Source organism: Burkholderia sp. AW49-1, assembly GCF_053427845.1.
In genome coordinates this window covers 204,045-226,763 of the sequence record NZ_JBSAXF010000010.1, presented here as the reverse complement: position 1 = coordinate 226,763, position 22,719 = coordinate 204,045, and the positions used below count along the sequence as shown (strand labels likewise).

Annotated in this window: 21 protein-coding genes; 12 read left to right on the top strand and 9 right to left on the bottom strand. The window is 66.1% G+C overall.

The genetic code is table 11. From position 1 onward, the window contains the following. Positions 1-257 precede the first annotated feature (257 nt). The 4 genes from phaP to ACV22W_RS18065 form a co-directional block, all read right to left on the bottom strand. Positions 258-839 (bottom strand): TIGR01841 family phasin, encoded by a 582-nt coding sequence (gene phaP, locus ACV22W_RS18080; protein WP_448020826.1) that lies wholly within the window; start codon positions 837-839, stop codon positions 258-260. Positions 840-1,309: 470 nt separating this feature from the next. Beyond that, the gene (locus ACV22W_RS18075) at positions 1,310-2,074 is read right to left on the bottom strand and encodes a ParA family protein (RefSeq protein WP_448020825.1); all 765 of its coding nucleotides are present in this window, start codon (positions 2,072-2,074) and stop codon (positions 1,310-1,312) included. Positions 2,075-2,416: 342 nt separating this feature from the next. Then, positions 2,417-2,971, bottom strand: coding sequence for a single-stranded DNA-binding protein (locus ACV22W_RS18070; protein ID WP_175815839.1), 555 nt, complete (start codon positions 2,969-2,971; stop codon positions 2,417-2,419). A 103-nt stretch (positions 2,972-3,074) separates the two neighbouring features. Further along, a complete protein-coding gene (locus tag ACV22W_RS18065) occupies positions 3,075-4,262 on the bottom strand; it encodes an MFS transporter (protein ID WP_044847451.1) in 1,188 nt (395 codons plus the stop codon). A gap of 267 nt (positions 4,263-4,529) precedes the next feature. Between ACV22W_RS18065 and uvrA the strand changes: the two genes are divergently transcribed. Beyond that, on the top strand, positions 4,530-7,415 hold the full coding sequence (gene uvrA / locus ACV22W_RS18060; protein WP_059526073.1) for an excinuclease ABC subunit UvrA: 2,886 nt from the start codon (positions 4,530-4,532) through the stop codon (positions 7,413-7,415). 255 nt (positions 7,416-7,670) lie between these two features. Next, entirely contained in the window at positions 7,671-8,753 is a 1,083-nt protein-coding gene (locus ACV22W_RS18055) for an AI-2E family transporter (RefSeq protein ID WP_448020822.1), read from the top strand. A 108-nt stretch (positions 8,754-8,861) separates the two neighbouring features. Here the strand turns inward: ACV22W_RS18055 and purU are convergent, their stop codons facing one another. The 5 genes from purU to ACV22W_RS18030 form a co-directional block, all read right to left on the bottom strand. After that, the gene (gene purU, locus ACV22W_RS18050; RefSeq protein ID WP_448020820.1) at positions 8,862-9,746 is read right to left on the bottom strand and encodes a formyltetrahydrofolate deformylase; all 885 of its coding nucleotides are present in this window, start codon (positions 9,744-9,746) and stop codon (positions 8,862-8,864) included. An 88-nt stretch (positions 9,747-9,834) separates the two neighbouring features. After that, the gene (locus ACV22W_RS18045; RefSeq protein WP_448020818.1) at positions 9,835-10,692 is read right to left on the bottom strand and encodes an NUDIX hydrolase; all 858 of its coding nucleotides are present in this window, start codon (positions 10,690-10,692) and stop codon (positions 9,835-9,837) included. A 4-nt stretch (positions 10,693-10,696) separates the two neighbouring features. Then, complete coding sequence (locus ACV22W_RS18040) at positions 10,697-11,311, bottom strand: LysE family translocator (RefSeq protein ID WP_060273314.1); 615 nt, start codon at positions 11,309-11,311, stop codon at positions 10,697-10,699. Positions 11,312-11,345: 34 nt separating this feature from the next. Beyond that, entirely contained in the window at positions 11,346-11,912 is a 567-nt protein-coding gene (locus ACV22W_RS18035; protein ID WP_059526281.1) for an adenine phosphoribosyltransferase, read from the bottom strand. 78 nt (positions 11,913-11,990) lie between these two features. Then, on the bottom strand, positions 11,991-13,997 hold the full coding sequence (locus ACV22W_RS18030; RefSeq protein WP_059819992.1) for a monovalent cation:proton antiporter family protein: 2,007 nt from the start codon (positions 13,995-13,997) through the stop codon (positions 11,991-11,993). A gap of 125 nt (positions 13,998-14,122) precedes the next feature. Between ACV22W_RS18030 and kdsD the strand changes: the two genes are divergently transcribed. The 10 genes from kdsD to rapZ all read left to right on the top strand — a co-directional run bounded on the left by kdsD (position 14,123) and on the right by rapZ (position 22,694). Beyond that, a complete protein-coding gene (kdsD, locus tag ACV22W_RS18025) occupies positions 14,123-15,106 on the top strand; it encodes an arabinose 5-phosphate isomerase KdsD (RefSeq protein ID WP_448020816.1) in 984 nt (327 codons plus the stop codon). Further along, the gene (locus tag ACV22W_RS18020; protein ID WP_448020814.1) at positions 15,106-15,642 is read left to right on the top strand and encodes a KdsC family phosphatase; all 537 of its coding nucleotides are present in this window, start codon (positions 15,106-15,108) and stop codon (positions 15,640-15,642) included. The genes kdsD and ACV22W_RS18020 overlap by 1 nt, the downstream gene beginning before the upstream one ends. Before the next feature lie 3 nt (positions 15,643-15,645). Then, a complete protein-coding gene (lptC, locus tag ACV22W_RS18015; protein ID WP_059451451.1) occupies positions 15,646-16,260 on the top strand; it encodes an LPS export ABC transporter periplasmic protein LptC in 615 nt (204 codons plus the stop codon). A 20-nt stretch (positions 16,261-16,280) separates the two neighbouring features. Further along, the gene (lptA, locus tag ACV22W_RS18010) at positions 16,281-16,946 is read left to right on the top strand and encodes a lipopolysaccharide transport periplasmic protein LptA (RefSeq protein WP_059464489.1); all 666 of its coding nucleotides are present in this window, start codon (positions 16,281-16,283) and stop codon (positions 16,944-16,946) included. Beyond that, on the top strand, positions 16,943-17,719 hold the full coding sequence (lptB, locus tag ACV22W_RS18005) for an LPS export ABC transporter ATP-binding protein (RefSeq protein ID WP_021162599.1): 777 nt from the start codon (positions 16,943-16,945) through the stop codon (positions 17,717-17,719). The genes lptA and lptB overlap by 4 nt, the downstream gene beginning before the upstream one ends. Positions 17,720-17,886: 167 nt before the next feature. Then, positions 17,887-19,392, top strand: coding sequence for an RNA polymerase factor sigma-54 (locus tag ACV22W_RS18000; RefSeq protein WP_448020812.1), 1,506 nt, complete (start codon positions 17,887-17,889; stop codon positions 19,390-19,392). Positions 19,393-19,551: 159 nt separating this feature from the next. After that, entirely contained in the window at positions 19,552-19,911 is a 360-nt protein-coding gene (gene hpf, locus ACV22W_RS17995; RefSeq protein WP_006477786.1) for a ribosome hibernation-promoting factor, HPF/YfiA family, read from the top strand. Between the two features lie 169 nt (positions 19,912-20,080). Then, positions 20,081-20,620 (top strand): PTS sugar transporter subunit IIA, encoded by a 540-nt coding sequence (locus ACV22W_RS17990; protein WP_059526091.1) that lies wholly within the window; start codon positions 20,081-20,083, stop codon positions 20,618-20,620. Between the two features lie 119 nt (positions 20,621-20,739). Further along, positions 20,740-21,708, top strand: a complete 969-nt coding sequence (gene hprK, locus ACV22W_RS17985) for an HPr(Ser) kinase/phosphatase (RefSeq protein ID WP_011353227.1) — start codon at positions 20,740-20,742, stop codon at positions 21,706-21,708. A gap of 77 nt (positions 21,709-21,785) precedes the next feature. Then, positions 21,786-22,694 (top strand): RNase adapter RapZ, encoded by a 909-nt coding sequence (rapZ, locus tag ACV22W_RS17980; RefSeq protein ID WP_059526093.1) that lies wholly within the window; start codon positions 21,786-21,788, stop codon positions 22,692-22,694. Positions 22,695-22,719 lie beyond the last annotated feature (25 nt).

The following is a 22,719-nucleotide window of genomic DNA, read 5'->3' as shown; positions in this document are numbered from 1 at the left end:
GTTCTCTTCCTGCATCGAAATCAGTGGGTCGATCCGTATTGCGTGCCGGCACGGCGCGGCGGCGGCGCGCGGGCGCCAAGCGGCCGGCGATGCGGTTGCACGTTCGCGCGCTCATGCGCGCCGCGCATCCGCCCGCCTCGACCGCGTCCGGACACGCTGCGGCGAACCGGATGTACGCCGATCACCGCGCGGCACACGCGGCGACCGGCGCCCGCCGGCGCCGCTCAATCAGTGTCGCGCCTGCGCGCGACACGCGCTCATGCAGCCGATTCGCGCGAAGCGGCTTCCTTGCGAGCGGCGGCGGCGGTTTGCTTGGCACCGCGGGCCGTCGTTTCGCTGACCGCGTCGAAACCGCTTTGCGCGGCTTCGATCGCCTGCCCCGTCGCTGCACGCACGGAGTCGGCCGCAGCGGTCGCGGCGGACAACGCCGAGTTCAGCGCGGCGACCACGGCGCCCGAACCCGCCGGCGCATGCTTCGTCAGTTCGCCGACCACTTCCTTCACGCGCTTGTCGTTCTGCTCGTACTGAGCCTGGGCAACCTTCGCCCACTCGGCCTGCGTCGACACCGCAATATCGAACAGATGGCGGCCGTATGCGACGGCCTTGCCGGCGGCTTCCTGCGGTGCGGCGACTTGCTGCGCGAAGCCTGCAGCCGGGTTGCTCGCGTTGAACGCATTCTTCAGCTTGTCCTCGTATTCCTCGAGCGCCGTCTTGGCCGCTTGCAGGTTGAGTTCGACGACTGCCTCGAAGCCATTAATTGCCGGGCGGGCAATCGCGAACCAGGCGGCGATTCCGGACTGATAATCGGAGGCGAATTTTTCGGGGGCAAATACGGACATCGGGCACGCTCCTGTTGGCAATGCGAGAGACGACGTAAAGAAAATGGAAGTCAGATCAAGGGGCCGCTTCCTTATTCACAACCACAACCCTCGGGCAAATTGATTGCGAAGAGTTGAGGATGGCCATTCTAGATGGATTAATTGTCAATTAAGTTGCATTAATACTAAGTAAAAACCCTTATATGTTGAAGTGACTGCTTCCCGACGAGGCTTTCTCATAATGGGGCCATGTCACGATACCTTGTCCGACAATGATTTTTACCTTTTTACAGCATAACCCGCCGTGACCAACAGCAACATTTACCCCGTCATTATTCCCGTTATTAGAAAAAGGGCACGCATGGGGAATGCACCGGATCACCATGTAATCGTTTTTCCAGGCGGATTTATTTGAAATCGTTTCCGGGATTATTAACGACAAACTCAATGATCGTATATAAATTTCCCGGCGAGAAGCTGTAGCGACACCCTTACCCAACGAGTTCGCGATGCAGTGCGCGAAACTCCTGCGCGAGCTTGTGAGCCGGCTCCAGATGGATCACCGGCGTCGACTGCTGATGCGACTCGCGGATCTTCACCGACGCCGACAGCCGCGACGCCAGCACCGGCAGCCCTTCCTCGACGAGTTCGTCGACCAGCCGCTGCGGCAGGCTCGCGCGTGGCTGGAACTGGTTGATGACGATCCCTTCGACCTCGAGCCCCGCGTTGTGGTCCTGCTGGATTTCCTTCACGTTCTCCAGCAGCGTGTATAGCGCACGGCGCGAGAAGTCGTCGCAGTCGAACGGAATCAGGCAACGCTCGACCGCGATCAGCGCCGAGCGCGTATAGAAGTTCAGCGCGGGCGGCGTGTCGATGTAGACGGCATCGTAAGTGTCGAGCTCATTGAGCGCATCACGCAGCTTGTAGATCTTGTAGCGCGATTCGAGCTTGCCGTGCAGCGTGTCGAGGTCCGGATGCGCGGGCATCACGTCGAGCCCGTCGAACGGCGTCGGATGGATGAACGATGCGACGTCGACCGGCCGGAAATTGAACGTCAGCGCGGTCTCGAAGAATCCGGCGACGCCGGGATGCGCGTCGGCCGCGCGATCGCCGAGCAGGTAGCGGGTGGAATTCGCCTGCGCGTCGAGGTCGATGACGAGCGTGCGCAGCCCTTCGCTCGCACTGATCGCCGCCAGGTTGCAGACGATCGTCGACTTGCCCACACCGCCCTTCTGGTTGAATACGACCCGCCGCATGGTGTCTCCTTCGATCGAAACGTCGAAAGGACGAGCTTAGCCGGTCAATCGTGGCGGCCGCGTGACATAGGTCAGATGCGCGGCAGCGGCCCTGACACATGACGGTTGCCGGGCACGCTCCATCGGTCCGCTGTCGCGAGGATCTTGTTCAGCAGTTGCGGTCACTCGGCGCGATTTCGTCGGCGTGAAGCCTGCGAGATGCTCGCCGCGGGGGGAGCGCGTCAGCCACGGCCGGTCTCCGGGGCGCCGGGCATAAACGAAAAAAGACCCGAAGGCCCGTGCCAAGCGATTCGCTTGACTCGGACATTCGGGCCCATTCCGGTGCGGGATGCCGACGTTCCGTCAGAACGGGATATCGTCGTCCATCTCGTCGAAACCGCCGCCTGCCGGCGCGCTCGGACGGCTCTGACCACCGCCTGCACCGCCGCGGGGCGCACCGCCGGCACGGCCGCCGCCGCCGCCGCCGCGTTCCATCTGTTCGCCGCCGCGACCGCCGCCGCCACCACCGTAGCCGCCGCCGTAACCGCCTTCGTCACCACCGCCACCGCCGCCGCCCGAACCGCCGCGGCCGCCGAGCATCTGCATCTGGTCGGCGACGATTTCGGTCGAATAGCGATCCTGGCCGTCCTGGCCCTGCCACTTGCGCGTGCGGATACGGCCTTCGATATAGACCGACGAACCCTTCTTCAGATATTCGCTGACGATTTCGGCGAGACGGCCGAAAAACGCGACGCGGTGCCACTCGGTCATTTCCTTGAAATCGCCGCTTGCCTTGTCCTTGTAGCGATCGGTCGTCGCGAGACGGATGTTCGCAACCGCGTCGCCGCTCGGCAGGTAACGGACTTCAGGATCGGCGCCGAGATTGCCGACGAGGATGACCTTGTTGACGGATGCCATGTGATTCTCCAGTAAATTCGATGCCGGGCCGCCCGCGCATGTCGTCGAGGCGGCCCGCCGGGCAAGCCGGCGAGCGCCGCCGGTGCCTGCCCGAAAAGAGGGTTCAGGCCTTGCGCGGCGGCGCTTTCATGCTGGCCGCGATTATAAGCCACGCCGCCACGAGCCCCGAGCATGCATAGAAGACGGTATTCGCGCCGCCGTGCTTCAGCAGCCAGCCGCCCACGATGCCGCCGAGCGCGAGCCCGATCGATTGCGTGGTGTTGTAGACGCCCGTGGCCGCGCCCTTGCGCGAACCAGGCGCGAGCTTCGACACGAGCGACGGCTGCGATGCTTCCAGGATGTTGAAGCCGAGGAAGTACACGAACAGGATCGCCGCCACAATCAGGATGGTATGCGGTGCGCTGCCGAGCAACAATTGGCCGATCAGGATAGCCAGAATGCCGCCGAGCAGCACCGGCTTCATCTTGCCCCGTTTTTCCGCGACGATGATCGCCGGAACCATCATCACGAACGCGAGCCCCATCACCGGCAGGTAGACCTTCCAGTGCGCAGCGACCGGCAACCCGCCGTCGACCAGCAAGCGCGGCACGACGAGGAACAGCGCCGTCTGCGTCGCGTGCAGCACGAGCACGCCGAAGTTCAGACGCAGCAGCTCGCCATTGTGGAGCACCTCGCCGAACGGCGCCGGCACGTGCACGGGCTTCGCCGCATCGGGCACGATCCACACCACGACGCCGATCGCGAGGATCGACAGCACGCCGACGATCGCGAACAGCCCGCTCATCCCGACCCAGTGGAACACGATCGGCGCGCCGACGATCGCCACCGCGAACGACACGCCGATCGAGCCGCCGACCATCGCCATCGCCTTCGTGCGGTTCTGCTCGGAGGTCAGGTCGGCGATGAACGCGAGCACCGCGGACGACACGGCGCCCATGCCCTGGATCACGCGGCCGACGATGATCCACGTGATGTCGTGCGCGAACGCGGCGACGAAGCTGCCGAGCGCGAAGATCAGGAGACCGGTGGCGATCACGGGCTTGCGGCCGAACTTGTCCGACGCCCACCCGTAGAAGATGTACAGCAGCGATTGCGTGACGCCGTAGGCCCCGAGCGCGATGCCGACGAGCAGCACGTTGTCGCCGCCCGGGATGGTTTTCGCGTAGACCGAGAAAACCGGCATGATCATGAACAGGCCGAGCATGCGCAGCGCGAAGATCGCCGCGAGCGACGTGGTCGCGCGCAGTTCGGGCGCACTCATGCGGGAAGACGTGGCGGACGGATTGGACATCGGGAATGAATTTCGAATGATCGGAATGTCCGCCCGGCGGCGGGCGGCGGAAGATCAGGGCCACCGGCCCGGCAGACGCTTTCCGGGACTGCTTTCCGGGACGTCACGCAGGCTGCCTGCGGGCCGCCTCGAGCCGTGCGGCGCGGCCGCTTCCCCGGCGTGGACACCGCCTTGCTGCCAGCTGCTGCAAAGGCTGGGGACCCCCGACGACGGCCTCGAAAAGCCGTTATAGTAGCAGGTTTGGTTCCCTCCATTTTCGCCAGGTTCATGGAACAGATCCGTATCCGTGGGGCACGCACCCACAACCTGAAAAACGTCAATCTCGACCTGCCGCGCCACAAGCTGATCGTGATTACCGGGTTGTCAGGGTCGGGCAAGTCGTCGCTCGCGTTCGACACCCTTTATGCCGAAGGCCAGCGCCGCTACGTCGAGAGCCTGTCCGCATACGCCCGCCAGTTCCTGCAACTGATGGAGAAACCCGACGTCGATCTGATCGAGGGCCTGTCGCCCGCGATCTCGATCGAGCAGAAGGCGACGTCCCACAACCCGCGTTCGACCGTCGGCACGGTCACCGAAATCCACGACTACCTGCGACTTTTGTTCGCACGTGTCGGCACGCCGTATTGCCCCGACCACGACATCCCGCTCGAGGCGCAGAGCGTGTCGCAGATGGTCGACGCGGCGCTCGCGCTGCCCGAGGAAACCAAGCTGATGATCCTCGCGCCCGTCGTCGCGAACCGCAAGGGCGAGCACGCCGAGCTGTTCGAGGACATGCAGGCGCAGGGCTTCGTCCGCTTTCGCGTGCGCTCGGGCGGCGGCACCGCGAACGAGGGCGTCGCGAAGATCTTCGAGGTCGAGTCGCTGCCGAAGCTCAAGAAGAACGACAAGCACACGATCGACGTCGTCGTCGACCGGCTGAAGGTGCGCCCGGACATGAAGCAGCGCCTGGCGGAATCGTTCGAGACCGCGCTGCGCCTCGCCGACGGCCGCGCGATCGCGCTGGAAATGGACACCGACCGCGAACACCTGTTCAGCTCGAAGTTCGCGTGCCCGATCTGCTCGTACTCGCTGCAGGAGCTCGAGCCGCGCCTGTTCTCGTTCAACAACCCGATGGGCGCGTGCCCGGAATGCGACGGCCTCGGCCAGATCACGTTCTTCGATCCGAAGCGGGTCGTCGCGCACCCGTCGCTGTCGCTCGCGGCGGGCGCCGTGAAAGGCTGGGACCGCCGCAACCAGTTCTATTTCCAGATGCTGCAGAGCCTGGCGGCATTCTACGAATTCGACATCGACGCCGCGTTCGAGGACCTGCCGGAGAAGATCCGCAAGGTGCTGCTGTTCGGCTCGGGCAAGCAGACGATTCCGTTCTCGTACATCAACGAGCGTGGCCGCACGACGATCCGCGAGCACGTGTTCGAAGGGATCATCCCGAACCTCGAGCGCCGCTACCGCGAAACCGATTCGGTCGCGGTGCGCGAAGAGCTCGCGAAATACCAGAACAACCAGCCGTGCCCGTCCTGCGACGGCACGCGGCTGCGCCGCGAGGCGCGCCACGTGCGGGTCGGCACCGGCGACTACGCGCGCGGCATCTATGAAATCAGCGGTTGGCCGCTGCGCGACGCGCTCGGTTATTTCGACGGCCTGTCGCTCGACGGTGCGAAGCGCGAAATCGCCGACAAGGTGATCAAGGAAATCGTCGCGCGCCTGACCTTCCTCAACAACGTCGGCCTCGATTACCTGTCGCTCGAGCGCAGCGCCGAAACGCTGTCCGGCGGCGAGGCGCAGCGGATCCGGCTCGCGTCGCAGATCGGTTCGGGCCTGACCGGCGTCATGTACGTGCTCGACGAGCCGTCGATCGGCCTGCACCAGCGCGACAACGACCGGCTGATCGCGACGCTCAAGCACCTGCGCGACCTCGGCAACTCGGTGATCGTCGTCGAGCACGACGAGGACATGATCCGCACGGCCGACTACGTCGTCGACATGGGCCCCGGCGCGGGTGAACACGGCGGCGTGGTGGTCGCCGAAGGCACGCCGAAGCAGGTGCAGTCGAACCCGCAGTCGCTGACGGGCCAGTATCTGGTCGGCAAGCGCACGATCGAGTATCCGGACGAGCGGATCGCGCCCGATCCGGAGCGGATGCTGCGCATCGTCGACGCGCACGGCAACAACCTGAAGCACGTCGATCTCGAGCTGCCGGTCGGCCTGTTGACCTGCATCACCGGCGTGTCGGGTTCCGGCAAGTCGACGCTGATCAACGACACGCTGTACCACGCGGTCGCGCGCCACCTGTACGGCTCGTCGGCCGAGCCGGCGCCGCACGAGGCGATCGAAGGCCTCGAGCACTTCGACAAGGTGATCAACGTCGACCAGTCGCCGATCGGCCGCACGCCGCGTTCGAACCCGGCCACCTACACGGGCCTGTTCACGCCGATCCGCGAGCTGTTCTCGGGTGTGCCGACCGCGAAGGAGCGCGGCTACGATCCCGGCCGCTTTTCGTTCAACGTCAAGGGCGGGCGCTGCGAGTCGTGCCAGGGCGACGGCGTGCTGAAGGTCGAGATGCACTTCCTGCCGGACGTCTACGTGCCGTGCGACGTGTGCCACGGCAAGCGCTACAACCGCGAAACGCTCGAAGTGCAGTACAAGGGCAAGAACATCAGCGAAGTGCTCGACATGACGGTCGAGCACGCGTACGAATTCTTCAGCGCGGTGCCGGTCATCGCCCGCAAGCTGAAGACGCTGCTCGACGTCGGCCTCGGCTACATCCGCCTCGGCCAGTCGGCCACGACGCTGTCGGGCGGCGAGGCGCAGCGCGTGAAGCTGTCGCTGGAGCTGTCGAAGCGCGACACGGGCCGCACGCTGTACATCCTCGACGAGCCGACCACCGGCCTGCACTTCCACGATATCGCGCTGCTGCTCGAGGTGATCCACCGGCTGCGCGACCAGGGCAACACGGTCGTGATCATCGAGCACAACCTCGACGTGATCAAGACCGCCGACTGGGTGATCGACCTCGGCCCCGAGGGCGGCGCCGGCGGCGGCCAGATCATCGCGCAGGGCACGCCCGAGCAGGTCGCGAAGACCAAGGCGAGCTTCACCGGCAAATACCTCGCGCCGCTGCTCAAGCGTCCGACCCGCAAGGCGGCGGCCGGTTGACACTTTCCGTTCCCGCGCGCGGCTGCCGGCCGCACGCGTCCGGCGCCGGCGGCGGCGCCGGCCTCATCGTTTTCCCTTCTGCGGTTTTCCCTTCTGCGTTTACACCACGAGCCAAACAGCCCCGTGGCAGGCCATAATGGCAGCTATACTTTACGGTCGTAAGGTTCGCCATCCGCACCAATCCGGTGCGGCGCCGGGCGACCGCCGTCCTGCCGCCCACCGCGCGGCACGACACACGAACGACAGGAATCCACGATGGAGAAGCAACAAGAGTCGCGCGACGCGCCGAACCGCGAGCCGCACCTGCGCAGCGTGCGGCTGACGAGCGACTTCAGCCTGCCGAAGCTGTCGGCGATCGAGCTCGGCAGCTACCTGTTCGCCCTCGTCGCGATGGTGCTCGTCATCGAACTCAAGCTGCTGGGTGGGCTGCTGGCCGGCATGCTGGTCTATCAGCTGATCCACACGATCGCCCCGGTGATCGAACGCCACACCACGAGCATGCGCGCACGCTGGGTCGCCGTCGTGCTGCTGTCGGTCGCCATCGTCGGCGGGCTCACGGGCCTGACGATCGGCATCATCGAGCACTTCGAGCACACGGTGCCGAACCTGCAAAGCCTGCTCGGCCAGCTGATGCAGATCGTCGAGCAGACCCGCGCCCGCACGCCGTCCTGGATCGCGAGCCTGCTGCCGGTCGACGTCGAACAGATGAAGACCAAGGCGGCGCTGCTGATGCACTCGCACATGGATCAGCTCCAGCAAGGCGGCAAGAGCGTCGCGCGCGGCTTCGGCCACGTGCTGTTCGGGATGATCATCGGCGCGATGATCGCGATCGGCGTCGAGCACGGCAAGGTGCGCCGGCCGCTGTCCACCGCGCTCGTCACGCGCGTGTCGCGCTTCGCCGAATCGTTCCGCCGGATCGTGTTCGCGCAGATCAAGATCTCGGCGATCAATGCGATCTTCACCGGCATCTACCTGCTCGTCGCGCTGCCGATCTTCCACCAGCGGTTGCCGCTGTCGAAGACGCTCGTGCTCGTCACGTTCATCGTCGGCCTGCTGCCGGTGATCGGCAACCTGATCTCGAACACGCTGATCGTCGCGGTGTCGCTGTCTGTCAGCATGGGCACCGCGATCGCGTCGCTCGCGTTCCTCGTCGTGATCCACAAATTCGAATACTTCCTGAACGCGAAGATCATCGGCGGTCAGATCGAGTCGCGCGCATGGGAGCTGCTGCTCGCGATGCTGATCATGGAGGCCGCGTTCGGGCTGCCGGGCGTGATCGCCGCGCCGATCTTCTATGCGTACCTGAAGCGCGAGCTGTACATGCTGCGGCTGATCTGACGCCCCCGGCGCTTCACGCGATAAAAAACGCCGCGCCCCGTCAAGGGCGCGGCGTTTTTTGCATGCGGGACGGCGGACGGACGTCCGATGGTCGCCCCGAACCACCGATCAGCGGAACACGACCGTCTTCGTCCCGTTCAGCACGATCCGGTGCTCGACGTGCCACTTCACGGCGCGCGCGAGCGTCACGCACTCGACGTCGCGGCCGATCGCGGTGAGCTGGTCGGGCGTCATGCTGTGATCGACACGCTCGACTTCTTGCTCGATGATCGGGCCTTCGTCGAGATCGGTCGTCACGTAGTGCGCGGTCGCGCCGATCAGCTTCACGCCGCGGTCGAACGCCTGGTAGTACGGCTTCGCGCCCTTGAAGCTCGGCAGGAACGAATGGTGGATGTTGATCGCCCGGCCGGCGAGCTGCTCGCACATGTTCGGCGACAGGATCTGCATGTAGCGCGCGAGCACGACGAGATCGGCCTGGTGTTCGTCGATCACTTCGAGCACGCGCGCTTCCTGCGCGGCCTTCGCCGCATCGGACGAACCGCCGACGAGCGGGAAGTGATGGAACGGGATGTTGTAGCTCGCGGCGAGCTGGTAGAACTCCTTGTGGTTCGACACGATCGCCGGGATCTCGATCGGCAGCTGGCCGGTGCGGTAGCGGAACAGCAGGTCGTTCAGGCAGTGGCCGATCTTCGACACCATGATCACGACGCGCGGCTTCACGGCCGCGTCGTGCATCTCCCAGCGCATCGCGAACTGCTCGGCGAGCGGCGCGAATTCGTTGCGCAGCGTGTCGAGCGCCGACGCGGCATCCGCGCCGCCGCCGTCCTGCACGAAGTGCACGCGCATGAAGAACTCGCCGGTGCGGCTGTCGCCGAACTGCGCCGAATCGAGGATGTTGTTGGCGCGTTCGAACAGGAAGCCCGAGACCGCGTGGACGATGCCGTGCCGGTCGGGGCACGACAGTTTCAAGATAAAGCTGTGATCGGTCGACATGACCGCTACTCCCTTCGTTTCGGTATTCGTCAAATGGGCCGTTCGTTCGGCCGCGCTCGTGCCCGAGCTCGGGCCGGCGTGCTGCGCGTTACGCGGCCGGCGCGAACAGCGCGTCGATGCCCGCCGCGTCGGCCGCCGCGAGCCAGCGATGGCGCAGCAGCGTGTCGAGCATCGCGAGGCTCGCATCCATCGTCGCGCGGCCTTCGCGCAGCCAGCCGATCACCTCGGACACACCGGCCAGCAGGTGCTCGGCCACTTCGCCATCCTGGTTGTGCGGCGCGAAGTCGCGCGGCAGCGGCAGGTCGTACACGAAGATCAGTTCGGACTGCGTGCCTTCCGGCAGCGAGCACAGAACCTGCACCGCCCGGCCCGCGATCGCGCGGGCCGCCAGTTCGGCCGGCATACCGGCCTCTTCCCAGCACTCCTTCGTGAGCGTCTCGTGAACGCCCAGGCCCCAGCCGATGCCGCCCGCGACGACGTTGTCGAGCATGCCGGGATCGGTGGCCTTCGTCGCGCTGCGGCGGCCGAGCCACATCCGCGGCCCGGCCGGCTCGCCCTGCGCAACCGCATATTCTACGATGCCGTTCAGGTGCACCGCATAGGTCTGCGTGCCGAAGAAGCGCGACGCGGCGCGTTCGATATACGCGAGCGGCGGATCGTCGAAGCGGTTGCGGATCGCGTAGATCTCGTCGCGCCAGCCCGGAATCGCGCCCTCGGCCGCCAGCGCGCCGATCGCGCTCGCGAGCGCCATGCTGCGCGCGTCGACCGTGTCGTAACGCGCCGACAGCACGACGCGCGCGTCGGTCAGCTCGAACACGTCGGGCCAGCGGGAGAGCTTCGCGACGTCCTGGCGGCGCACCCAGCCGACCTGCTCGCCGGCGATCTCGAATCGCAGGTGCGCGGCCGGATCGAAGCGGCGCGCGGCCGCGATGCACGGAAACGTCATCGGCTCAGTCCTTCAGCGCGACGCGAATGCCGATCGCGATGAAAGTCGCGCCGGCGATCCGGTCGAGCCACACGCCGGCCTTCGGGCGGCGCTTCAACCATGTGCCGATCGCGCCCGCGCCGACGCCGAACAGCGAGAAGACCGCGGCCGTCTGCAGCATGAACAGCGCGCCGAGCTCGAACATCTGCAGCGTCACGCCCTGCACGCCATGCGGATCGACGAATTGCGGCAGGAACACGACGAAGAACAGCGTGACCTTCGGATTCATCAGGTTGCCGATCACGCTCTGCCGGAAGATCGCGCCAAGCGGCTGCGGCGGACGCTCGTGCGCGTTCGCGAGACCCTGGCTGCGCAGCGCCTTGATGCCGATCCACACGAGGTACGCGGCGCCCGCGAGCTTCAGTGTCTGGAACGCGACCGGCGACGAGCGCAGCACGGCCGCGACGCCGAGCGCCGCGAGCGTCGTATGGAACAGGATCCCGGCCGTGAAGCCGAGCGCGGCGACGAAGCCGGCCGCGCGGCCCTGCGAGATGCCGCGCGCGAGCACCTGCAGGTTGTCGGGACCCGGGGCGAACGTGATCGCGATCGACGTGGCGAGAAACAGCATGAAGTTGGGCATCGTGACCTCGCGGCGTGGGGCGGCGTCCAGTGGTTCAGTGGCCGGCGAATTCGGTGACGGTATAGACGGGCAGCCCCGCGTTGCGCAGCAACGTCGAGCCGCCGAGATCGGGCAGATCGATGATCGCCGCGCCTTCGACGACGACTGCGCCGAGTCGCTGCAGCAGGTTGCGCCCCGCCATCATCGTGCCGCCGGTGGCGATCAGGTCGTCCATGATGATCACGCGGTCGCCGGCGCGGCACGCGTCTTCGTGGATCTCGACGGTCGCGCTGCCGTATTCGAGGTCGTACGACTCCGAGCACGTCTTGTACGGCAGCTTGCCGACCTTGCGGATCGGCACGAAGCCGACGCTCAATTCGTACGCGACGATCGGCGCGATGATGAAGCCGCGTGCGTCGAGCCCCGCGACGTAGTCGAGCTTCGCATCGACATAGCGTTCGACGAACAGGTCGACGAGGATGCGCAGCGCCTTCGGGCTCTGCAGCAGCGTCGTGATGTCGCGGAACATCACGCCCGGCTGCGGCCAGTCGGGCACGGTGCGGATCTGGCTGTGGATGAAGGCGACCGGATCGAGCGGTGCGCCCGACGACGAATGCGGCATGAAACTCTCCGAAAAAAACGGTGCGCGAAGATCGGGCACCGTTTCGAATAAATACGGGTCAGGTTATCGAATCGCAACTCAAGCGACCGCGGCCGGCGGTTCGCGCCGATGGCGCGACAGCCGCTCCTCCGCAAGCGCGAGCGCTTCGGGCAGCCCGCGCAGCACGACGATGTCGCTCGCGCGCAGCTTGGTCTGCGGGTCGGGTTCGACGCCGCGGATGCCGTGCCGGCGGATCGCCGTGACTTCCAGCCCGAGCGCATACAGCCCAAGCTCCTCCAGCGAGCGCCCGACCGCGTCAGCGCGCGCGTCGACCGGCACCGATTGTAGCCGCACCTGCTCGTGATCGTCGTCGTCCGCATCGTCCGCGCCGCGGAAATAGCCGCGCAGCAGGCTGTAGCGCTCGTCGCGCATCTCCTCGACGCGCCGCACGACCTTGCGCATCGGCACGCCCACCAGCACCAGCGTGTGCGACGCGAGCATCAGGCTGCCCTCGACGATTTCCGGAATCACCTCGGTCGCGCCGGCCGCGAGCAGCTTCTCGAGATCGGCGTCGTCGACCGTGCGCACGATCGCCGGCAGCGTCGGCTCCAGTTCGTGCACGTGATGCAACACGCGCAGCGCGGACGGCGTGTTCGCATACGTGATCGCGACGGCCGCCGCGCGATGGATACCGGCCGCGAGCAGCGACTCGCGGCGCGCAGCGTCGCCGAACACGACCGATTCACCGGCCGTCGCGGCCGCGCTCACGCGATCGGGGTCGAGGTCCAGCGCGACGTACGAAATGCCTTCCTGCTCGAGCATGCGCGCCAGGTTCTGCCCTGCGCGGCCGTAGCCGCAGATGATCACGTGGCCGCGCTGCTTGAGGCTTTGCGTCGCGATCCGCGTCATCTGCAGCGACTGCTGCATCCATTCCGTCGACGACAGCCGCATCACGATCCGGTCGGCGTTCTGGATCAGGAACGGCGCGGCGAGCATCGACAGCAGCATCGACGCGAGGATCGCCTGCAGCAGCGTCGAATCGACGAGATGCCGGTCGAGGATCAGGTTCAGCAGCACGAAGCCGAATTCGCCGGCCTGCGCGAGGCCGATGCCGGTGCGCATCGCGACGCCCGGCGTCGCGCCGAACAGCCGCGCGAGGCCCGCGATCATCGTCCCCTTGAACAATATCTGTCCGACGAAGAAGCCGAACACGAGCAGCGGATGCTCCCAGATCACGCGCGGATCGAGCAGCATCCCGGTCGTCACGAAGAACAGGCCGAGCAGCACGTCGCGGAATGGCTTGATGTCCTCTTCCACCTGGTGGCGGAACGGTGTCTCGGAGATCAGCATCCCCGCGATGAACGCGCCGAGCGCGAGCGACAGGCCGAAGCGGTCGGTGATGAACGCTGCGCCGAGCGTGACGAGCAGCAGGTTCAGCACGAACAGTTCCTGCGAGCGGCGCCGCGCGACGACGTTGAGCCAGCGCGTCATGAAACGCTGCCCGACGATCAGCAGCAGCGCCAGCGCGATCACGATCTTGACCGCCGCGAACCCGAGCGTGAGCGCGAGATCCTTCGACGACTCGGCGCCGAACGCGGCGATCACGATCAGCAGCGGCACCACGGCCAGATCCTGGAACAGCAGCACGCCGAAGATGTTGCGGCCGTGCGCGGTCTCGATCTCGAGCCGCTCGGCGAGCATCTTCGACACGATCGCCGTCGACGACATCGCGAGCGCGCCGCCGAGCGCGATGCAGCCCTGCCACGTGATGTGCACCCAACGCTCGAACAGCATGCCGAGCGCCAGCGCGAGCACGAGCGTCGCGACCACCTGCAGGAGGCCCAGCCCGAACACGAGCCGCTGCATCGCCCGCAGCTTCGCGAGCGAGAATTCAAGGCCGATCGAGAACATCAGGAACACCACGCCGAATTCCGCGAGATGCTCGGCCCGCTCCAGATCCGCGGCGACGCCGAAGGCGTGCGGCCCGACCAGGATGCCGACGGTCAGGTAGCCGAGCATCGGCGGCAGGTTCAACGAGCGAAATACGACGACGCCCACCACCGAGGCCAGCAGCAGCAGCAGGGTCATTTCGAGCGGGGAAATCACGGGCGAAGCGTCCTCGTTCGTCGGGGCCACGGCAATGCGGGCGCGGATGGTGGCGGTGGGCAAGCGGCATCGGACGAGTCCGAAGGCGCGGCGCGGCGAACAAACGCCTTTGCTATACTCCGCGCATGATAGCGAAAATCAATGATGATCGGGCGCTCGCGCTCGCCCGCGACGTGCTCGACATCGAGGCGGACGCCGTGCGCGCGCTGCGCGACCAGCTCGACGGCGACTTCGTCCAGGCCGTGGCGCTGCTGCTCGGCTGCCGCGGCCGCGTCGTCGTATCCGGCATCGGCAAATCGGGGCATATCGCCCGCAAGATCGCGGCCACGCTGGCGAGCACCGGCACGCCGGCCTTCTTCGTCCACCCGGCCGAGGCCAGCCACGGCGACCTCGGCATGGTCACGTCGGACGACGTCTTCATCGGCATCTCCTATTCCGGCGAGTCGGAAGAACTCGTCGCGATCCTGCCGCTCGTGAAGCGGATCGGCGCGAAGCTGATCGCGATCACGGGCCGTGCGGAATCGAGCCTCGGCACGCTCGCCGACGTGAACCTGAACGCCGCGGTCTCGAAGGAAGCCTGCCCGCTGAACCTCGCCCCCACCGCGAGCACGACCGCCGCGCTCGCGCTCGGCGATGCGCTCGCCGTCGCGGTGCTCGACGCGCGCGGCTTCGGATCCGAGGATTTCGCACGCTCGCATCCGGGCGGTGCGCTCGGGCGGCGCCTGCTCACTCATGTGCGCGACGTGATGCGCTCGGGCGACGACATTCCGCGCGTCGGGCTCGAAGCGACGTTGTCGGACGCACTGTTCCAGATCACCGCGAAGCGGCTGGGCATGACCGCCGTGGTCGACGCCGACGGCCGCGTGGCCGGCATCTTCACCGACGGCGACCTGCGCCGCGTGCTGGCGCGCGACGGCGATTTCCGCACGCTGCCGATCGTCGACGTGATGACGCGCAAACCGCGGACGATCGGCCCCGACCATCTCGCGGTCGAAGCCGTGGAACTGATGGAGCGCCACCGGATCAACCAGATGCTGGTGGTCGATGCCGACGGCGCGCTCATCGGCGCGCTGAACATGCACGACCTGTTTTCGAAGAAGGTGATCTGATGAGCGCAGCGCTGACTGCGGCCGAACGCGCGAGCCGCGTGAAGCTGATGATTTTCGACGTCGACGGTGTGCTGACCGACGGCGGCCTGCTGTTTACCGCGGCAGGCGACGCGATGAAGTCGTTCAATTCGCTCGACGGCCATGGCGTGAAGCTGCTCGGCGAGGCCGGCATCGCGACCGCTATCATCACCGGCCGCCGCTCGGAAATCGTCGCGGCCCGCGCGAAGGAAATGAAGATCGCGCATCTGTTCCAGGGCGTCGAGAACAAGCTCGTCGTGTTCGACGACCTGATCGCGTCGCTCGGCATCGCTGCCGACGCCTCCGGCTACATGGGCGACGACTGGCCCGACCTGCCGGTGATGCTGCGCTGCGGCTTCGCGACGGCACCGGCCAATGCGCACCCCGAGGTGATCGCCCGCGCGCACTGGGTGGCCGAGGCCCGCGGCGGCAACGGCGCGGTGCGCGAAGTCTGCGACGCGATCCTGCGCGCGCAGCGCCGCTACGACGCGCTGCTCGCGGCTGCCTGCGGAGCCTGACGGATGAACACGCATTTCCGCTGGACCCAGCTGCTGCCGCTCGTCGCGGTCGCCGCGCTCGCGGGCATCACGTGGTGGCTGCTGCAGGCGACGCTGCCGCCGCCCGGCGAAGGCACCGTGCAACCGAAACGCCACACGCCCGACTATTTCGCGGACAACTTCTCGGTCACCGAACTCGACCAGACCGGCACGACGCAGTACCGGCTGACCGCCGCGAAGCTGATCCATTACGAAGACACCGAAAACAGCGACCTGACCGATCCGGCCATGCGCGCATTCCAGCCCGGCAAACCGGTCGTGACGACCACCGCGAAGCGCGGCACCGTCAACGGCGACGTGTCGATCGTCGACTTGTACGACGACGCGCGCATCCTGCGCGTGGCCGGCGGCGGCGATCCGCAGATGCAGGCCGATTCCCAGCATTTCCGGATCTTCGTCAATGACGATGTGATCCAGACCGAAAAGCCGGTTAAACTTCAGCGCGGCCTGTCGCTCGTCAACGCGACCGACGGCATGAAGTACAACAACGTCACCCGGGTCATCGAGCTTTACGGCAACGTGCGCGGCACGATCGCCGCTGCGGACACGTCCGGCGGCTCGAAAGGTCAATCCAGGTGACGCATCCCTCACGTGACTGCATGAACGAACCGTTCCCTCGACAGAATTCCGGCGGCGCTGCGCGCGCCGTCCGCGCCGCGCTCGCCGCGACGCTCGTGGCGCTCCCGCTCGTCGGGCTGGCGCCGCTCGCCCATGCCGAGAAGGCCGACCAGAACAAGCCGATCAACGTCGAAGCGGACAACCTGACCTATGACGACCTGAAGCAGGTGACGGTCGCGACCGGCAACGTCGTGATCACGAAAGGCACGATCATCATCAAGGGCGACCGCGTCGAAGTGCGCCAGGATCCTGAAGGCTATCAGTACGCGACGTCGTTCGGCAGCGGCAAGAAGCACGCGACGTTCCGCCAGAAGCGCGAAGGTCTCGACGAATACATCGACGGCGACGCCGAGCGCATCGACTACGACGGCAAGCAGGACCTGACGACGCTGACGACCGCCGCGACCGTGCGCCGCCTGCAAGGCACGTCGACGATCGCCGATACCGTGCACGGCAGCGTGATCACGTACGACGGCCAGCGCGACTTCTACACCGCGAAGGGTGGCAAGGACGTCGCGGCGCCGGGCAACCCGAACGGCCGCGTGCGCGCGATGCTGTCGCCGAAGAACGGCGGCCCCGGGCAGTTGAACGGTGCGCCGGCGAAGCTGTCGCCGTCGACCACGATCCAGGGAGCGCCGGGCCAATGAACGCGCTTCCGAACCGCCAGCCGGCCGGCACGACGAGCTCGCTCGTCGTCCGCAACCTGAAGAAACGCTACGGCTCGCGCACGGTCGTCAAGGACGTGTCGCTCGACGTGAAGAGCGGCGAAGTCGTCGGCCTGCTCGGCCCGAACGGCGCCGGCAAGACGACGTCGTTCTACATGATCGTCGGCCTCGTGCCGCTCGACGCGGGCGAGATCTCGCTGAACGGCAGCTCGATCAGCCTGCTGCCGATCCACAAGCGTGCTTCGCTCGGCCTGTCATACCTGCCGCAGGAAGCGTCGGTGTTCCGCAAGCTGACCGTCGAGGAAAACATCCGCGCGGTGCTCGAACTGCAGCACGGCGAAGACGGCAAGCGGCTGTCCAAGGACGCAATCGCGTCGCGCACCGAGGCGCTGCTCGACGAGCTGCAGATCGGCCACCTGCGCGAAAACCCGGCGCTGTCGCTGTCGGGCGGCGAACGCCGCCGCGTCGAGATCGCGCGCGCGCTGGCGACCAACCCGAACTTCATCCTGCTCGACGAACCGTTCGCCGGTGTCGACCCGATCGCGGTGCTCGAGATCCAGAAGATCGTCAAGTTCCTGAAGCAGCGCAATATCGGCGTGTTGATTACCGATCACAACGTCCGCGAAACGCTCGGCATCTGCGACCACGCATACATCATCAGCGACGGTTCGGTGCTCGCCGCCGGCGCGCCGAGCGAAATCATCGAAAACGAAAGCGTGCGCCGCGTGTACCTCGGCGAGCACTTCCGCATGTAACGTCCCCCGTGGCTGGCCGCCGCTCCGGCGCCCGGCATCGCCGCGCGGGGCCGCGCCCGCGTGCCCCGCACGGCGGCCCCTGCGGCCGTGCGCCGCGCCGCGCGTAATCGCGGATGGCTCAAGGCGCCTGGGTCGTGGCAAACTGCCGGTATGACTCCCTCTCTGCCATGAAAGCCAGCCTTCAACTCCGCCTGTCGCAACACCTGGCGCTGACGCCGCAACTGCAGCAGTCGATCCGGCTCCTGCAGCTGTCGACGCTCGAACTGCAGCAGGAAGTCGCGATGGCCGTCGCGCAGAATCCACTGCTCGAGAACGACGACGAATGGATCGCGAGCCCGCTGCGCGTCGCGGCGGACGGATCGCTGATCGCGCAGACGCCTCCCGGCCAGAACACCGGGCCGGGTGCCACGAACGGCAGCAGCCAGGCGAGCGACCGCGCCGAGCGCGACGAGCCGGCCGCTGCCGACGAATACGACAGCTACGCATCGGGTGACACCGGCGACGGCCCGCAGTGGAATCTCGACGAGTTCGGCCGCTCGAGCAGTGCATCGGACGACGACGACCTCCCGCCGCTGCAGGTGCAGGAAGCCGCGACGTCGCTGCGCGACCACCTGTCCGCGCAATTGCGCGTCACGCAGGCCAGCCCGCGCGATCGCGCGCTCGTGATGTTCCTGATCGAATCGCTCGACGACGACGGCTACCTGACCGCCTCGCTCGACGAAGTGCTCGCCGACCTGCCGCCGGAACTGGAAATCGACTGCGACGAACTGAATGCGGCGCTCGCGCTGCTGCACAGTTTCGATCCGCCCGGGGTCGGGGCCCGCTCGGCGTCGGAATGTCTGAAGCTGCAGTTGTTGCGCCTCGATCCGTCCCCCACGCGCACGCTCGCGCTGGAGATCGTGTCGCAGCATCTCGAACTGCTCGCCGCGCGCGACTTCACGCGGCTGCGCAAGCACCTGAAGGCGAGCGACGATGCGCTGCGCGACGCGCACGCGCTGATCCGTTCGCTGGAGCCGTTCCCCGGCGCCGCGTACGGCAAGGCCGAGGCCGACTACGTCGTGCCCGACATCATCGTGAAGAAGGCCGGCCAAGGCTGGCTCGCGGAACTCAATCCGGAAGTGATGCCGCGCCTTCGGATCAACAACCTGTACGCGAACATCCTGCGCAACAGCCGCGGCGATCCGTCGGCCGGATCGTTGAAACAGCAGCTCCAGGAAGCACGCTGGCTGATCAAGAACATTCAGCAGCGATTCGACACGATCCTGCGTGTCGCGCAGGCTATTGTCGAACGTCAGAAGAATTTCTTTGCGCACGGTGAAATTGCCATGCGCCCCTTGGTTTTGCGGGAAATAGCTGATACGCTGGGCCTACACGAGTCGACTGTCAGCCGTGTGACAACAGGCAAGTACATGCTGACCCCGTTCGGGACGCTTGAATTTAAGTACTTCTTCGGATCACACGTTTCGACCGACACCGGAGGCGCCGCATCGTCGACCGCCATCCGAGCCCTGATCAAGCAACTGATAGGAGCTGAAGACCCAAAATCGCCACTTTCGGACAGCCGCATTGCCGAGCTGCTGGCAGAACAGGGATTCGTGGTCGCGCGCCGCACGGTTGCCAAGTATCGCGAAGCCCTCAAAATCCCGGCAGTGAATCTGCGCAAGTCTCTTTAAGCCTGCTGCCTGCCCGGCGGCAGGCGTGTTCCGGCCACCGCGCACACGGGGAACAGGCCGGGCGACTCGTCCGCGAATTTGCCGCTACCTGCGGCAGGGGCAAGTCGACCGGAGCGCCGCCTCGATGCGGCCGGGTGGTCACTCGCTTGGAGAAGCACTATGAACCTGAAGATCAGTGGACATCATCTCGAAGTCACGCCTGCAATTCGCGAATACGTGATCACCAAGCTGGACCGGGTGCTACGGCATAGCGATCAGGTGATCGATGGCACTGTGATCCTCTCGGTCGACAATCACAAGGAAAAGGACAAGCAGCAGCGCGCGGAAATCAACCTGCACCTGAAGGGCAAGGATATCTTCGTCGAAAGTGCGAACGGCAACCTGTACGCTGCGATCGATCTGCTGATCGACAAGCTGGATCGCCAGGTCGTCAAGCACATGGAGCGTCTGCAGACCCATGCGCACGATCCGATCAAGCTGCAGCCGTCGATCGATCAGATCGAATTGCCGCCGCAATAACGTTCACCGCAATACACACGCCGCCCGGTTCGCCGGGCGTTTTTTTTGTGTCCGAGCGGCAGTGGTGCGACCGGTCCGTCCATGCCGCGCCACGCACGCGGCTGTGCTCTATAATGTTCCGGTTATCGCCGGGGGGCGTTGGGTGCGGTAGCTGCCTTGCAGGTTTCCGATGCCGAACGCCTTGATATCGCCGAACATGGAAAATCAGTCTGCCGCCGCAAGGAGACCCCAGGCCGCCCAATCGCCTGCCAACATGAATCGCCTAGCCAAAATCCTGCCCATAGAGAACGTCGTCATCGACCTCTCCGTCACCAGCAAGAAACGCGTCTTCGAACAAGCCGGGCTGATGTTCGAGAATCAGAACGGCATCGCCCGCAGCACCGTCACGGACAACCTGTTCGCGCGCGAGCGCCTCGGCTCGACCGGGCTCGGCGAAGGCGTCGCGATTCCGCACGGGCGCATCAAGGGTCTCAAGCACCCGCTCGCCGCGTTCGTCCGGCTCGCCGACGCGATCCCGTTCGAAGCCCCCGACGGCCAGCCCGTCGGTCTCCTGATTTTCCTGCTCGTCCCCGAGCAAGCCACCCAGCAGCACCTCGAGATCCTGTCGGAAATCGCGCAACTGCTGTCCGATCGCGACGCGCGCGAGCGCCTGCACAACGAAACGGATATCGCCGAGTTGCATCGCCTGCTCACTCAGTGGCAACCTTGAGTTGATCCGGGCGGAATTTTTCCGATACGAGGCGGCACGCGCCGCCGTCCAGGGCCGCCCGGCATGGCGACGTCCGTCGCCGCGCGCCTGAACACCGGCCCATTGGAGTGACGAGAGTCATGGATACGTCCAGCATCAACGCCCAGAGCATCTTCGACGACAACGCGGCCACGCTGAAGCTGAGCTGGCTGACGGGGCATGAAGGCTGGGAGCGCGGTTTTTCGGCCGACACCGTCGGCAACGCAACGTCGAGCGCCGACCTCGTCGGCCACCTGAACCTGATCCATCCGAACCGGATCCAGGTGCTCGGCGAAGCCGAAATCGACTACTACCAGCGGCAAACCGACGAAGACCGCTCGCGCCACATGGCCGAGCTGATCGCCCTCGAACCACCGTTCCTCGTCGTCGCCGGCGGCGCCGCGGCACCGCCCGAACTCGTGCTGCGCTGCACGCGCTCGTCCACGCCGCTGTTCACGACGCCGATGTCGGCCGCTGCGGTGATCGACAGCCTGCGCCTCTACATGTCGCGGATCCTCGCGCCGCGCGCGACGCTGCACGGCGTGTTCATCGACATCCTCGGGATGGGCGTGCTGCTGACCGGCGATTCGGGCCTCGGCAAGAGCGAACTCGGCCTCGAGCTGATCAGCCGCGGCCACGGCCTCGTCGCCGACGACGCGGTCGATTTCGTCAGACTTGGCCCCGATTTCGTCGAAGGCCGCTGCCCGCCTCTGCTGCAGAACCTGCTCGAAGTGCGTGGCCTCGGCCTGCTCGACATCAAGACGATCTTCGGTGAAACAGCGGTGCGCCGGAAAATGAAGCTGAAACTGATCGTCCAGCTCGTGCGCCGCCCGGACGGCGAATTCCAGCGGCTGCCGCTCGAAAGCCAGACGGTCGACGTGCTCGGCCTGCCGATCAGCAAGGTCACGATCCAGGTTGCGGCCGGCCGCAACCTCGCGGTGCTCGTCGAGGCGGCCGTGCGGAACACGATCCTGCAGTTGCGCGGAATCGACACGTTGCGCGATTTCATGGATCGGCAACGACTCGCGATGCAAGATCCCGATAGCCAGTTCCCCGGCAAGCTCGTGTAACGCTCCCGCGCGCCGGCCTCGCAGCGCCGACGCGTCGAGCCGGTGCTATGATGAAACGTCAGGATTCTCTGCTTCCCATGCGCATCGTCCTCATCACCGGCATCTCCGGCTCAGGCAAGTCCGTCGCGCTGAACGCGCTCGAAGACGCAGGCTACTACTGCGTCGACAACCTGCCGCCGCACGTGCTGCCCGAACTCGCCCGCTACCTGGCCGACGGCGGCCAGCACCGGCTCGCGGTCGCGATCGACGCGCGTTCGAGCGCGTCGCTGGACGAAATGCCCGGCCTGATCCGCGCGCTGTCGCTCGAGCACGATGTCCGCGTGCTGTTCCTCAACGCGAGCACGCAGGCGTTGATCCAGCGCTTCTCCGAAACGCGCCGGCGCCACCCGCTGTCCGGCTCGCCGTCGCACGACGCGAACGTCGGGCTGCTGTCCTCGCTCGAGGAAGCGATCGAGCGCGAACGCGAGCTGGTCGCACCGCTCGCCGAATTCGGTCACCAGATCGATACCAGCACGCTGCGCGCGAACGTGCTGCGCACGTGGGTCAAGCGCTTCATCGAACAGAAGAACAACGATCTGATGGTGATGTTCGAGTCGTTCGGCTTCAAGCGCGGCGTGCCGCTCGATGCCGACCTGATGTTCGACGTGCGCGCGCTGCCGAACCCGTACTACGACCATGAGCTGCGCCCGCTCACCGGGCTGGACCAGCCGGTCATCGCCTTTCTCGACGCACTGCCGATCGTCCACCAGATGATCGACGACATCCATGCGTTCCTGACGAAATGGCTTCCGCACTTTCGTGAAGACAACCGCAGCTACCTGACCGTCGCCATCGGCTGCACGGGCGGTCAGCATCGCTCGGTGTTCATCGCGGAAACGCTCGCCGCGCGCCTCGCGCACGATGCGAACGTGATCGTGCGGCATCGTGACGCGCCCGTGGATGTCGACGCGTCGTCGCGGCTCGTCGCCGAGGTCGAACGACCTTAGCGACACCGCCTCCTTGCCGGTGCGC